General features: G+C 62.7%; 16 protein-coding genes and 1 tRNA gene. 6 read left to right on the top strand and 11 right to left on the bottom strand.

Annotated features, from left to right (window positions below; all coding sequences use genetic code 11):
* Positions 1 to 84: 84 nt before the first annotated feature.
* Complete coding sequence (locus V4T21_RS00495; protein WP_332711548.1) at positions 85 to 336, bottom strand: hypothetical protein; 252 nt, start codon at positions 334 to 336, stop codon at positions 85 to 87.
* 253 nt (positions 337 to 589) lie between these two features.
* Between V4T21_RS00495 and V4T21_RS00500 the strand changes: the two genes are divergently transcribed.
* Positions 590 to 1078, top strand: coding sequence for a CAP domain-containing protein (locus V4T21_RS00500; protein ID WP_332711551.1), 489 nt, complete (start codon positions 590 to 592; stop codon positions 1076 to 1078).
* Here the strand turns inward: V4T21_RS00500 and V4T21_RS00505 are convergent.
* Positions 1059 to 1799 (bottom strand): PilZ domain-containing protein, encoded by a 741-nt coding sequence (locus V4T21_RS00505; RefSeq protein ID WP_332711553.1) that lies wholly within the window; start codon positions 1797 to 1799, stop codon positions 1059 to 1061. The genes V4T21_RS00500 and V4T21_RS00505 overlap by 20 nt on opposite strands.
* 93 nt (positions 1800 to 1892) lie before the next feature.
* On the opposite strand from V4T21_RS00505, the gene V4T21_RS00510 reads away from it, so the two are divergent.
* Entirely contained in the window at positions 1893 to 2138 is a 246-nt protein-coding gene (locus V4T21_RS00510; protein WP_332711556.1) for a sulfurtransferase TusA family protein, read from the top strand.
* Between the two features lies 1 nt (position 2139).
* On the opposite strand, the gene V4T21_RS00515 is transcribed toward V4T21_RS00510, so the two are convergent.
* On the bottom strand, positions 2140 to 3291 hold the full coding sequence (locus V4T21_RS00515; protein WP_332711558.1) for a D-alanyl-D-alanine carboxypeptidase family protein: 1152 nt from the start codon (positions 3289 to 3291) through the stop codon (positions 2140 to 2142).
* A 185-nt stretch (positions 3292 to 3476) separates the two neighbouring features.
* Here V4T21_RS00515 and V4T21_RS00520 point away from each other — a divergent pair, with 185 nt between their 5' ends.
* The gene (locus V4T21_RS00520) at positions 3477 to 3863 is read left to right on the top strand and encodes a winged helix-turn-helix transcriptional regulator (protein ID WP_332711561.1); all 387 of its coding nucleotides are present in this window, start codon (positions 3477 to 3479) and stop codon (positions 3861 to 3863) included.
* 11 nt (positions 3864 to 3874) lie between these two features.
* Here the strand turns inward: V4T21_RS00520 and V4T21_RS00525 are convergent, their stop codons facing one another.
* Both V4T21_RS00525 and V4T21_RS00530 read right to left on the bottom strand, forming a co-directional pair.
* A complete protein-coding gene (locus V4T21_RS00525; RefSeq protein WP_332711563.1) occupies positions 3875 to 4825 on the bottom strand; it encodes a hypothetical protein in 951 nt (316 codons plus the stop codon).
* Positions 4728 to 5480: a GNAT family N-acetyltransferase gene (locus V4T21_RS00530; RefSeq protein WP_332711566.1), complete on the bottom strand. Its 753-nt coding sequence runs from the start codon at positions 5478 to 5480 to the stop codon at positions 4728 to 4730. Before V4T21_RS00530 ends, V4T21_RS00525 begins: the two co-directional genes overlap by 98 nt.
* Before the next feature lie 144 nt (positions 5481 to 5624).
* On the opposite strand from V4T21_RS00530, the gene V4T21_RS00535 reads away from it, so the two are divergent.
* Positions 5625 to 7073 carry a CYTH and CHAD domain-containing protein gene (locus V4T21_RS00535; protein ID WP_332711569.1) on the top strand — a complete coding sequence of 483 codons (1449 nt, stop codon included), beginning with the start codon at positions 5625 to 5627 and terminating at the stop codon, positions 7071 to 7073.
* Between the two features lie 73 nt (positions 7074 to 7146).
* Here the strand turns inward: V4T21_RS00535 and V4T21_RS00540 are convergent, their stop codons facing one another.
* Together V4T21_RS00540 and V4T21_RS00545 are read right to left on the bottom strand one after the other, a co-directional pair.
* Positions 7147 to 7755, bottom strand: coding sequence for a DedA family protein (locus tag V4T21_RS00540; protein ID WP_332711572.1), 609 nt, complete (start codon positions 7753 to 7755; stop codon positions 7147 to 7149).
* Between the two features lie 32 nt (positions 7756 to 7787).
* Positions 7788 to 7874: transfer RNA gene (locus V4T21_RS00545), tRNA-Leu, on the bottom strand.
* 182 nt (positions 7875 to 8056) lie between these two features.
* On the opposite strand from V4T21_RS00545, the gene V4T21_RS00550 reads away from it, so the two are divergent.
* Positions 8057 to 8566, top strand: a complete 510-nt coding sequence (locus tag V4T21_RS00550; protein ID WP_332711574.1) for a disulfide bond formation protein B — start codon at positions 8057 to 8059, stop codon at positions 8564 to 8566.
* Here V4T21_RS00550 and V4T21_RS00555 read toward each other — a convergent pair.
* From V4T21_RS00555 to V4T21_RS00565, 3 genes are all read right to left on the bottom strand, one after another.
* Entirely contained in the window at positions 8563 to 9120 is a 558-nt protein-coding gene (locus tag V4T21_RS00555) for an HNH endonuclease (RefSeq protein WP_332711577.1), read from the bottom strand. The two genes, V4T21_RS00550 and V4T21_RS00555, sit on opposite strands and share 4 nt — an antisense overlap.
* A gap of 156 nt (positions 9121 to 9276) precedes the next feature.
* Entirely contained in the window at positions 9277 to 9942 is a 666-nt protein-coding gene (locus V4T21_RS00560; RefSeq protein WP_332711580.1) for an alpha/beta hydrolase, read from the bottom strand.
* Positions 9943 to 9951: 9 nt separating this feature from the next.
* Positions 9952 to 10611, bottom strand: a complete 660-nt coding sequence (locus V4T21_RS00565) for a DNA-3-methyladenine glycosylase family protein (protein ID WP_332711583.1) — start codon at positions 10609 to 10611, stop codon at positions 9952 to 9954.
* Positions 10612 to 10644: 33 nt separating this feature from the next.
* Here V4T21_RS00565 and gluQRS point away from each other — a divergent pair, with 33 nt between their 5' ends.
* The gene (gene gluQRS / locus V4T21_RS00570) at positions 10645 to 11502 is read left to right on the top strand and encodes a tRNA glutamyl-Q(34) synthetase GluQRS (RefSeq protein ID WP_332711586.1); all 858 of its coding nucleotides are present in this window, start codon (positions 10645 to 10647) and stop codon (positions 11500 to 11502) included.
* On the opposite strand, the gene V4T21_RS00575 is transcribed toward gluQRS, so the two are convergent.
* The gene (locus V4T21_RS00575) at positions 11499 to 12440 is read right to left on the bottom strand and encodes an NAD-dependent epimerase/dehydratase family protein (protein WP_332711589.1); all 942 of its coding nucleotides are present in this window, start codon (positions 12438 to 12440) and stop codon (positions 11499 to 11501) included. The genes gluQRS and V4T21_RS00575 overlap by 4 nt on opposite strands.
* Positions 12441 to 12454: the final 14 nt, after the last annotated feature.

Genomic DNA, 12454 nt, shown 5'->3' on the forward strand with positions numbered 1-12454 from the left:
ATGGAATCAAAGCAGGTGCCCTAAGTCTTTGATTTATCGTGTTTCCGAACTGAAAAAGTGGAGTCCACTTTTGCTGGAAACCCTCTAGACAGAAACCGACTTGCGGTAGCCCGCCGGTAGCCGGCGCTGATCGCTGGTTTCGATCAGGCGGTAGCGTCTGGTCGCCTCGCTTTCGCGAGTTGTCGCCGCCGCGTGCGGCGACGGCGTGGATGCTTCGAGCAATTGGGTCACGAATGCGGCGGCCTGAAGGGTGGGGCGAACCGAACGCGGCAGCGGAAGGCTCACCGGTAGCCGGTGTGCCGAAACGATCCGCTTGCTCCCCTCGTTCCTGTCCACTTGCGCTTTTCCGTTCCCGGTTGGAACATCTGTCCCAATCTGGCACGAAACACGTGCCGTCATGGTTGAGATGTCGCAATCATCGTGCCAGTTGGCAATGATTTGTTAACGATTGCCACAGCGCAAATGTTGCATGGTTAACGCGCCCGAAGATCGCCGTTAACGAACCGGTAACGGATACGCCGCAATTTTGCGGTTTTGTTGCGGTTTGGAGGGATAACCCTTTCCGGACCAGACCCAAGAGGCCGATCCCATGATTTCCCAATTCGCCCCCGCCCGCCTGACGCGCGTCGCCTTCGTCGCTCTCTGTGTGGGCGCGCTCGCCGCCTGCAGCGGAACGTCCAACACTGGTGGCGGCGGGTTGGCGCCGGGCCTTGTTGCCGAGATCGCTTCGCCCGGCGCGCAGATGGACCGGCAGGCAGCGCTCGGGATCATCAATCAGTATCGCGCCACGCGCGGCGCGGCGCCGCTTGCCTCAGACCCGGCGCTCGATGCGCAGGCGCAGGCCGTTGCTACGCAATACGCCAGCAGCGGTAACCCCCCGGCCAGGCCGGCCGATGCGGCCGCCATGCGGCTTTCGGCTGGCTATACCAATTTCGCCGAAACCTTCTCGGGGTGGCGCAACAGCCCGGACGATGCAAACGTTCTGGCCCAGGGCGATGCACGGCGCGCGGGGTTTGCCGCCGTTTATGATCCCAACTCGGCCTATGGCACCCATTGGGTCATGCTGCTGGGGCGGTAGTGTCCAGCGGCTTTGTGGCCGCAACGACATTCATCCGATTGGCTGCCTGAATCTGCTTGCGCAGATCGGGCACCAATTCGTCCGCTGTCCGGATCACCCGCCGCTCCAGATCCGCGGGCGGCAGGGTTTCGATGAACTGGATGGCAAAGCCGGGATCGAGCTGGCGCACCACGCGGCCGACCGCAGTACCCAGGGCGAGCGGCATGCCGACCCTGACGTCGATATCGGCGGAAACGGCAGCCCCCGAACTCGATATGTCGATCACAAAGCACGGCACGAGGCTCGCATCGGGCAGAACCAGGGTTGATTGGGCGCTTTTGGGCACGATGCGGGTGTGGCGGCGGGCCTCGGAGACCGCGTAATTCTGGAATTTCTCCAGCCAGACGATCTTTTCGGCCATTCGGTGACGGGCTTCGTCGTCGAGATCGAGCGACATCACGAACCCAAAGCCCAGCCGGCGTTGAATCTGGCCGCGCAGCCGGCCCAATTCATTGAACTGGGCGACCACCCAATCGCCGATGTCGCCGGAAACCGGCGCGGTCATCAATACGGTGGCCGGGGAGAGGCGCTGAATGCGGCAGGCGAACAGCGACACCTTGCGGTTGGGTGTCTGGTGCCATTTTTCGAGATGATAACGGCCCCGCATATTGACGAGCACCCGTGTGCGATCGTCTATGGAACTTTGCGGCTTGGCCTGCTCTATGATGTCCCGCGCACCCATTTCGGTGCCTCCACCCCCCTGGGAATGGCCATAAGTATCACTACTGAGTAAACAAGGCCTTTCCGGCGGTGCCGATCCATGCGGAGGATTTCGATGAACCCAGAAGAACGGGCGGACGCAGAGGTCCTTGTCGATGCCAGGGGGCTCAAATGTCCCCTGCCGGTGCTCAAGCTGGAAAAGGCGTTGGCCGATGGGCCGGATAAAGGCCGGATCGTCGTGCTTGCGACCGATCCCGTGGCCCGGATCGATATTCCCTACTACTGCCGCCAGCGCGGCCTCGATGTCGCCATCGAGCCGGTGTCAGGCGGGGCTATGCGCTTTTCGGTTACGAAAACCTAGGTCAGTTGCCTGCAGTCCCGGCGCTGGGGGTCAGCGAGACGATCGAGGAATCCCCAAAGCCGGTCAGATTGTCATTGGCGACCGTGCCGGCGGCGATGACCGGTCCTCCCATCGCGGGACGCGGGCGGGGGAGGGGGATGTTGGCCAAGCGGCCCAGCGTCGAAATCGTGTGGGTGGGCGGCACAATGGTGTCGGTCAGGTAGGAAATCTGGCCGTCGAGCCCGGCCGAAAAGATATCCATGCGTTCCTGGGCATAGGTTTGGGCGTCGGCGCCGCAAATATTGGCGCGCATGTCGACTGGTGCGATGGTGGTGTTGTTGGCAATGTTGACGACATTGACACCCATGCCGCGATAGCCGCCGGCAAATCCGGAGAACAGCATCTGGGCTGTCATCTCGCCGCGCTCGCGCGCCGAGTTGGCGCCCAGCGTCACGGCCATGAGCTGACGGCCGCCTCGGGTGACGGTGGCGACGATATTGAGGCCCGACGAACACACATAGCCGGTCTTCATGCCGTCGGTGCCGGCAAAGCCGGTTAGCAGCTCGTTGTTGGAATGGGAGCGCGAATCGCCGAACGCCACGGTGCGGGTGGAGAATATGGAATCGTACTGGGGAAACCGCGCCCTGATGGTCAGCGCGATCATGGCGATATCGCGGGCGGTGGTCACCTGGGCTGGGTCGTGCAGGCCGTGGGGATTGACGAAATGGGTACCGGTCAGCCCCATCATGGCGGCGCGTGCGTTCATCATCTGCACGAAAGCCGGTTCGCTGCCGGCGATGGTTTCCCCGATCGCGACGGCGATGTCGTTGGCCGATTTGACGAGCAGGATATAGAGCGCGTCCTCGAGGGTGATCGCGGTCCCCACAGGGAAGCCCATCTTGGAGGGGGCCACCGAAAGGGCGTTGGCCGAGGTGATGACAGGCGTCGAAAGCGAGGCCTGGCCGGTTTCGATGGCTTCGAACGCGATGAGCGCGGTCATCAATTTGGTCAGCGAGGCCGGATGCCAGGGAACTCCGGCATCGTTCTGATAGAGCACCTCATTGGTGCGCATGTCGATCAGCAATTGGGGCAGCGCGAAGGCGGGGACGATGGACGCCGTCAGTGAGGCCAGCGCAAGCACGCAAAGAGACAGCAATCGCCGAACAGCAGACACCAGCTTGGCTCCGTTACCGGTCAGTTAATGGGACCAGCCTTGCATAACAGGCCAAATTTGGCAGAACAATGCCCAGCGCCATTGTGTGCCCATCTGTCACTGCCGCTTTTTGCGCGGGGTTCCCATCCGGGCCTATCGAACCTATATCTTTTTGGTGGGCTCGCCAGCGAGGAGGGCGTCTAGCCATGGATACCGGACCCGACGAATCTCAAGTCTGCGCCGCTATGGGCGATATTCTCAATCGCATCGGCGATAAATGGAGCGTGATGGTCGTCGGCCGTCTCGAAGGCGGCACCATGCGCTTTTCCCAATTGCTCCGCGAGATCGATGGCGTTTCCCAGCGCATGCTGACACTCACGCTGCGCAATCTCGAACGCGACGGCCTGGTGACGCGCACCATCTATCCCGAAGTTCCCCCGCGCGTTGAATATCAGCTCACGGAACTGGGCTGGACGCTGACCGGCCCCATTGGCGCCCTCTGGGACTGGGCGACAGTCCATCAGGATGCCGTGGCCCGGGCACGCACCGCCTATGACCACGCCCAGGATCTGTCGGAACGCAAAAGCGCCTGAACCCATAGGGCTTATCGGGCCACGGCGACGTGTAGATGGTCCTGATGCAGCCGATCGGTAAACGAGCGCCCGCGTGGCCCCTCGAGACGCCAGGGCGAACCGATCTGGCGGATTTCGGGTTGGTCGTACAGCCATTCCACGATCTGGTGGGTGAACGAGCCCTCCGCCCTGTCGTCGATGACCAGCGTCTGGTCCAGGCGATAGATATCGACGGCCCGTCCGCGCGTATGATCCGATTGCCTGTCGGTCCCGAACACCTCGAACGGGTGCCCCTGCGACAGTGTCGTCACTCCGAATGGCGTCCGTTCGGCCAATCGCGCCATCACGGCGAGCAGATCGGGGGAGATGGCGCCTGAAAGGATGTCCCAGCGCGCGGAATCGGGCATTTCGATGCGGGTGTCGTTGAGGACGGTAAGGGCGATCTGGGGGATGGGACCGGGCGATGAAACCGTCGTGCCGCCGCTCGACGCCAGCGTGGAAAAGCGCCACGCACCCTGGTCCAGCGCAAGCCTCACATCGAGAGTGCGGATAAAAACCCGCACGCCTTCCGGCGTTCCCACCATCTGTTCGGTCACCACCATCACCGAGGCGGCCTCCTCGCCCAGCCCACCCAATTGCGGATAGAGCACGCGACCCTGCGACCAACTGCCGGGGAAATGGAAGGTCGTCGCCAGCTCGGTGGCGTTGGGGGACCCGAGCGCCTGGAGCCGCGCCGCGATATCGGCCGGAGTTTCCGCCACCGTATAATTGGTCAACGCCAGGGCGATCTGGCTCGCCAGCCGCTTGGCGTTGGGGTGGGTTTCATTGGGAGAAACCGGCTCGGACCCGTTCTGGTGGGGCCCGAGCGGTATGATGGCGGGCGCTTCAGTGCCGCTGGGCGGAGAGAGGATGGATTGGGCGGAGCCGGTTGGGATAAGCGCGCACCACAGTAAGATTGCGCCGATCGTTACCCAGTTCCTCATAAGCACCTGCCTCGTCCAGTATCATCCTGTATTCGCGGAGCACCGCCCCATCCTGTCCCTGGCGCCGGGCGATCAGCCTGCAGCCCAGCTTTTCGAAAAACGGCGTTCCCAGCCCACCCTCTTCGGTGACCAGCAGGGCGCGATGGACGCCGCTGGCGCTGGCGCGCGATTTGAAGGCTTCCACCAATTGCCGGCCCACTCCGCGCCGGCGCGCGTCGGCGTCCGTTACGATATGACTGAGCACCGACAGGCTTCCCCCGCCGCCCTGTTGTCGCGGCGCCGGGGTGGGCAGCAACCCGACATGACGCGCAAGGCCGCGCGTATAGCGGCCCATCCGGGTGCGCGCGAAATCGAGGGCGACCTTGGGGCGGGTGAGGAGCGCGCCACCTCCCGCCATCGCCAATTGGGGCCCGAAATGGCGGGTGACCCACCGGTAATGCTCCGCATTGGAGGTCGTGCCGAACAGGGCGCCGATCACCTCGTCATCGGACCGCGCCACGAGCGCGATACCATAGGGCGAGCGGGCGAAGCTTTCCTGGTAGAGGCCCAGGAAGTGCCGTCCCAGCCGGGGAAAGAGGCCCAGATGAAGGTTCTGCCTGTGCAGCGTTGCCGTCGCCGGAATGTCGGGCGGGTTGAGGGGCTCGATCGTTAGCATGGCGGCGGTCCTCGCGGCGCGTTAACCTTGATTGAGGAAAGGTTAATGCGCAGGCCCTTGCTATGTTCCCCCCACGCTCCAATGTGCAATGTTGATCTTATAGCGGGGGCCGGTCAGCATGGTTTTTTGAAAGGACGCCGGAATATGAGTCAGGAAATCGAGCTCAAGCTGCAGATCGCCCCGACCGATGCCGAGCGTCTGACCGAATGGGCCGCCGCGCAGGGCGAGGCGGCGATCCGCCCCCTGCGTTCGATCTATTTCGATACGCCGGGACAGGCTTTGACCCGGGCCGGCATGTCGCTGCGGGTGCGCCATGACGGCAGCAAGTGGGTCCAGACGGTCAAATCCGGTCAGGGCGCAAGCGTGGGGCTTTTCGTTCGTGACGAATGGGAAAAGCCGGTCGGCGGGCCGGTGCCCGAGATCGGCGAGGATACGCCCCTCTTCGGCCTGCCGCCCCAGACGCTCGATGCCCTGTCGCCGATCTTTGAAATCCTTGTCGAGCGCAGAACCCAGGATATCGTACGGGACGGCACCACGCTCGAGTTAGCCATCGACAGGGGCGAGGCGGTTGCCGCCGACCGGCGCAGCGGGTTTTGCGAGATCGAGCTGGAACTCAAGGACGGCGCGGCGGACGCGCTTTTCGCACTGGCGCGGGAAATCGACGCCATCGTTCCGGTTCGGCTGGGAACGACGACGAAATTGGAGCGCGGCCTGCACCTGCTCGATGCGGTGGCCGAAAGCGTCAAATCCGAGCCCATACCGCTTTCTCCCGACCAGACCGTCCAAGAGGCTTTCGCGGCGATCGTGGGAAGCTGTCTGCGCCAATATCGGCTCAACGAGGATATCCTGCTCGCTCGTCCGGGCCCCGAGGCGATCCATCAGGCGCGGGTGGCCTTGCGGCGGGTGCGTTCGGCCCTTTCGATCTTCAAGGATCTGACCGGGGACAGCCAGAGCGATCGTTTGCGCGACGAACTCAAATGGCTGGCGGGCGAATTGGGCAAGGCGCGCGATCTCGACGTTCTGCTCCAAGCCACCCAGGACAACGATCTGCGCGCCAAATTGATCGAGGAGCGTACCGCCCAATATGAAGCGCTCGATCAAACGCTCAATGACGCCCGGCCGCGGGCGCTTATGCTCGATTTCGCGCAATGGCTGGCGACGGGTGATTGGCGGGAAAACGCCGATAGCGAGGCGATGCGGCAAGCCGGTGTCGCCGGGTTCGCCGAAACGGCGCTGAGCAAGATTTTCAAACGCTTCAGGAAGCAAAGCGCCAAGCTGGCGAAGCTGAGCGACGAGCAGCGCCACGAGGCGCGCAAGCTGGCCAAGAAGCTGCGCTATGGCGCCGAATTCTTCGGTGAACTCTATACCTCGGGAAAGGTGGGCAAGCGCCATGAGCGGTTTCTGGACCGGCTCGAAAAGGTGCAGGACGGCTTGGGCAAGCTCAACGACCTGGCCAATGTTCCTCAGCTTCTGGACCGCCATGGATTGGCCGGCGCACGCACCGAGATCGACGAAAACCACCGAAGGGCGCTGATCGAGCGCGCCGCCTCGGCCTGCGACGCTCTTATCGAGACCAAGCCGTTCTGGACGTAATTAGTGCATTTTCGCTTTTCGCGGTTCCGAACCGCAAAAGCGGCATCCACTTTTGCCGAAAGCGCTCTGGTGATCAGCCGATATCCTTGATCGGCTTCCAGGTGGCGAAGCGCCAGATGTAGATCACCACCGCCAGAATGACCACGGCAGTGGAAACCGGGTCCACCCAGTCTTCCACGATATGGTAGCCCTCGTGCAGCACGAGGCCGGCGCCGGTCAAAAGCCCCGTCCAGATCGTCGTGCCGACCAGCGAAATGGAGAGGAATTTCCATACGGGCATGGCGGCGAGCCCGGCGGGGACCGAGATCAGCGTGCGGATGGCGGGGATGAGGCGGCCCAACAGCACGGCCCAGGTGCCGTAGCGATCGAACCAGTGGACGGCCATGTCGATGTCGCTTTCGGTGATGGTGGCGACCCGGCCGAACCAGTTGCACAACCGCCGGAACCGCTCGATACCCAGAAGGCGCGCTGCGGCGTACCAGACGCTGGTGCCCAAAAGCGATCCCAAGACGCCGGCGACCATCACGCCCCAGATGCTGAGGTCGCCATTGGCCGCGACATAGCCGGCAAAGGGCATGATCAATTCGGACGGAATGGGGGGGAAGATGTTTTCGATCAGCATCAGCATGAAAATGCCGACATAGCCCCAATCGGTTATGGTGCCGATAATCCAGTCGCTCATGGAAATCCCTTGGACGAATGCGGCCGGGGAGGTGGTGCGGGCGGTCGGAATCGAACCGACACTCTGTTTCCAGAACCAGATTTTGAGTCTGGCGCGTCTACCAGTTCCGCCACGCCCGCGACGGTTATCGCCAGGAGCGACGCGCCGGAATATAGGCGAACCGGACCGTGCGTCAATTGCTGATTTCAAGCTTTGTATCGCAAGGGGCCGGGCGGGCGCTCACGCAGATTTGCAGGCTGGCGGCGACGTCGATAACACTCTAAAGATCGATGAGACCAAGGCCATATCCGGGAACAAACCAATGCCTTCAGCCATGAGCACCGAGCGCAAGGGCGCCGGCGTCGCCCTCGTTCTGGGGCTTGCCGCGATCCTGGGAGCGCTGGCCTTCCAGTTCATCGGCGGTCTTTTTCCGTGCGAGCTCTGCTACACGCAGCGCTGGCCCTATTATATCGGCTTGCCGCTGATCGGTATCGCCTTGCTGGTATGGGACCGGCTGCCCTTGCCGATCCGCATCGGTCTTCTGGGTATCGCGGCGGCGCTTTTTGCCTGGGGCACCTATATGGGCGTTTATCACGCCGGCGTCGAATGGGGCTGGTGGCCCGGCCCGCAAAGCTGCACCGGGGTCGGCGACGATACGGTCATGAGTCTCGATTCGCTCTCCAACCTCCACGATGTGCGCATCGTGCCGTGCGACGCCATCCAGTGGGAGATGTTCGGCATCTCGCTGGCCGGTTTCAACGCGCTGATCTCGGCGGCGATCTTCGTGCTGCTTGTCGCCAGCATCGTGGGGCAGACGCGGCGCAAGGGCTAAGGCTCGAGTTCGATATCCCAGTAGAGATAGTCGAGCCAACTGTCGTGGAGATAGTTGGGCGGGAAGGCGCGGCCGTTGTTGTGCAAATCGTGGACGGTCGGCTGGAAGGGCATCTGCCGGGGGATCATGCCGATTTCCCTGGGCGTGCGGTTGGCCTTGCGCAGATTGCAGGGCGAACAGGCGGCGACGATGTTTTCCCAGGTAGTGCGGCCGCCTTTGGAGCGCGGAATGACGTGGTCGAAGGTCAGATCGTGCCGCGCGCCGCAGTATTGGCACTGAAATCGATCACGCAGGAAAACGTTGAAGCGGGTGAAGGCGGGGTATTTGGCGGGCTGGACGTAGTCCTTGAGCGAAATGACGCTCGGCAGGCGCATTTCGAAGCTCGGACTTCGGACGACCTTGTCGTATTCGGAAACGATATGAACGCGTTCGAGGCACACTGCCTTGATGGCGTCCTGCCAGCTCCACAACGACAGGGGATAATAGCTGAGCGGCCGATAATCGGCGTTCAGGACGAGCGCGGGGCAGGACTGGGGTGACACGTGAATTGTCACTGAACCCTCCGGGGTATGGATCACATCATCCCCGTCGCGCTCCCAAACTCGATTGCGCTCTCACCGCTGCCGGAAGCGCTCCGGCGATTCCATTGCAATATTCTACGCCTCTTGTGACAAGGCTGTGAAGAACTTTGTTGAAAAGGTGTGGGGATATCAGATGCCTAGGCGTTCCCTCAAAAACGTTGTGGCCGCCTCGAGGCCGTCCTGGGCAATCGAATGGCCGGTGCCCCGGGAGATATGGAGCCTCGTGTCGATACCGAGGTCGAGCAGGATCGGCATGGCCACTTCGCTGCCCATGACGGGCATGACATCGTCCATATCGCCGTGAACGAGGAGAACCGGGGGTTTGGAGGCGATTTCGTTCTGGAGTTTTTCCGGCGCGATGACCAATCCCGAGCAGGAAATAATGCCCAGAAGTGATTCGGGCAGTCTCAGGCCGGCATAGAGCGCCATCATCGCCCCTTGGGAAAAACCGCCGAGAATGGTCTGGCCCGGCGTGAGGCCGGTTTGAGCCCAGAGATCGTTGAGGAAGGCGGTGATGACCGGGGCGGCGGTCTCCGCGCCCGCCAGTCGGGAAAGGTCACGGTCGCGTTCGAGATCGAGCGGAAACCATTGATAGCCGAAGGGGTTGCCGCCGCACACTTCCGGCGCGTTGGGAGCGACGAAGATCGTATCGGGGAAGGTGTCGCGCCAGAACTGGCCCAGCCCGATGAGATCGCGCCCATCCGAACCATAGCCGTGCAGCAGGACGACGGCGTTTTTGGCGTTGCCGGAAACCGGCGGCAGCATGGGGCCGGAGAGTTTGACGGGTTTGGTCATCGATTATCCTTAGAGGGCGTCCCAATTGTTTGAATTTTTCATGGCCGAGAAATAGCGCCAGAACATGATGGCCGCCGCGCCGCGATGGGGAGACCATTGGGCGGCGAGGGGGATCAGTTCCCTGGGGAGCGGGCGCGCGGGCAGAGCGAAGGCGTGCTCGACGGCCTTTTGCAGCGCGAGGTCGCCGGCGGGGAAAACGTCGGGGTGCCCGGCGCAGAAGAGGAGATAGAGTTCGGCGGTCCAGGGGCCGATGCCCTTGAGGCTGGTTAGGGTTTCGATGGCTTCTTCGGCCTCCATGCCGTCGACGGCGGAGAAATCCAGCCCACCCTCTAAGACGGCGAGGGCGAGGGCGCGGATGGTTTCGAATTTGCCGCGCGAAAGGCCGGTTTTCCTCAGGGTCTCCTCGTCGAACGCGAGATAGGCTTGGGGAGTTATGGCGCCCAGCCCTTCGACGCGGCCCCAGATGGCGCGGGCCGAGGCGACCGAGAGTTGCTGGCCGCAGATGATGCGCGCCATGCCCTCGAAACCCGGCGGCGAAAGGCGCGGGGCGATCTCGCCGGCCCGTTCGATGGCGGCGGCCAGTCGCGCGTCGAGGCGTCCCAGGCCTTCGAGGTGGAAGGCGAGGGCCTGAGGCGAATCGAGCCGGGGTGGAGCGGAAAGCGCGCTCATGCTAGGGCCTTGGGGTGAGGTATTGCGCGGGTCATGTCTTTTCCATCTCAACCGATTTTCCGCTTCGCGCCAAGCCCGAATGGCCGGCTGCATCTGGGGCATGCCTATTCGGCGCTCTATACCGAACATTGGGCGAAAGCGGTGGGCGGGGTGGCGCTGCTCAGGATCGAGGACATCGATCGGGTGCGGTGTCGACCCGAATTTGTCGCCGCGGTTTTCGAGGATCTGGACTGGTTGGGGCTTTCCTATCCCGAACCGGTTCGGGTTCAATCGCAGCATTTTGACGATTACCGCGCGGCGGCCGATCAGCTTCGGTCCAAGGGTTTGATTTATCCGTGCTTTTGCTCGCGGGCCGAAATCCGGGCGGCGAGCGGGGGGCGGACCGATCCGGACGGGGCGCCGCTCTATCCGGGGACATGCCGGCATCTGTCGACCGATGAGAGGATGGCGGGGCTGAGATCGGGGCGGCCGGTGCAATGGCGGCTCGATATGGGTCAAGCCATTGATGTTGCAAATGAGATTTCGATCCGGGAGGCGATGCCGACGCCGGCCGATCCGTGTGTTTCCCGATCCGCTGACCCGGCGCGGTGGGGGGATGTGGTGATCGTGCGCAAGGATACGCCGACCAGCTATCATCTTTCCGTGGTGGTCGACGACGCGATCCAGGGCATCACCCATGTGACGCGCGGCATGGACCTTTATGCGGCGACCGATATCCACGTCCTGCTTCAGGCGCTGCTCGGGTTGCCCAGCCCGATCTACACCCATCACCCGCTGATTTTGGACGAGGAGGCGGCAAAGCTCTCCAAATCGCGGGGATCGGAGAGCCTTGCCAGTTTGCGCGCGCTGGGCATCACGCCCCAGGACATTCGCGCCCAGTTGGGATTTTAGGCCGCCTTTCTCGCGAAATAGGGCCGCACCGCTTCGGCGATTGCCGCTTCATGGGTGGTGCTGAAATTTTCGCCGAGAATTTTATTCAGCCGCTCGTCCTTCAAGCCGATTTCATTGTCCCAGATATAGCGCATCTCGACCAGACCGCGGATAAGTGGGCTGATGACGCCGATGGCCTTGAGCAGCGTCCAGGGGTAATCGGTCTGCTTGAGGCGGCGGTCGGGGACCGCTTTCTGGATGGCGGCGAAGGTCTGGTTGGGCGTGGCCAGATGTCCAGCGAAATGGAAAGTCTCAAAGCTGCCAAAGGTTTGCCGCTGTTCGGCAAGGGCGACGAAGGCCTTGGCAAGGTCGGGGAGATAGGCCCAGGCATTGGCGGTGTCGCGTTTTGAATTGAGGCAGACGCGGTTCTTTTCGGCTTCGCGCAGCACCAGTTGGTCGAAGAAATCGCCGCCGAAAGCATGGCCGTAGAAATTGCCGGCGCGCAGGATGATGGCCCGCAGATCGCCCGCTTCGGTGGCGGTTTTTAGCATTGTTTCCATACGCTTACGGATTTCGCCGCGTTCGGTCTGGGGGTGCTGGGGGAGGGTGGGGGTGATGATGCGGTCGGTGGCGGCGTAATTGTAGATATTGCCGGGAAAAAGCATTGTTTTTCCGGCACTTGCGGCGATGACGCGGGCCATGAGATTTTCGGCCGCGCCGTTGCCCCATTGGTGGTAGGGCAGGTTGAGGCCGTTGAAGACGAGGTCCGTGCCCTCGGTCGCGGCTTTGAGGTCTTCGAGATTTTCGGCGTTTCCGGCAATGAATTCAACGCCTTGGATGGGATGGCGGTTGGCGCGGGCAAAGCCGCGGACCCGCCAGCCGGCGGCGAGGAAGGCGGTGGCGGCGGCGTAGCCAACACCGCCGGTTGCACCCAGTATGGTGATGGTGTTGAGCGGCATAAAAGGCTCCTGTT

The organism is Pelagibacterium mangrovi (assembly GCF_036662815.1).
GTDB lineage: Bacteria > Pseudomonadota > Alphaproteobacteria > Rhizobiales > Devosiaceae > Pelagibacterium > Pelagibacterium mangrovi.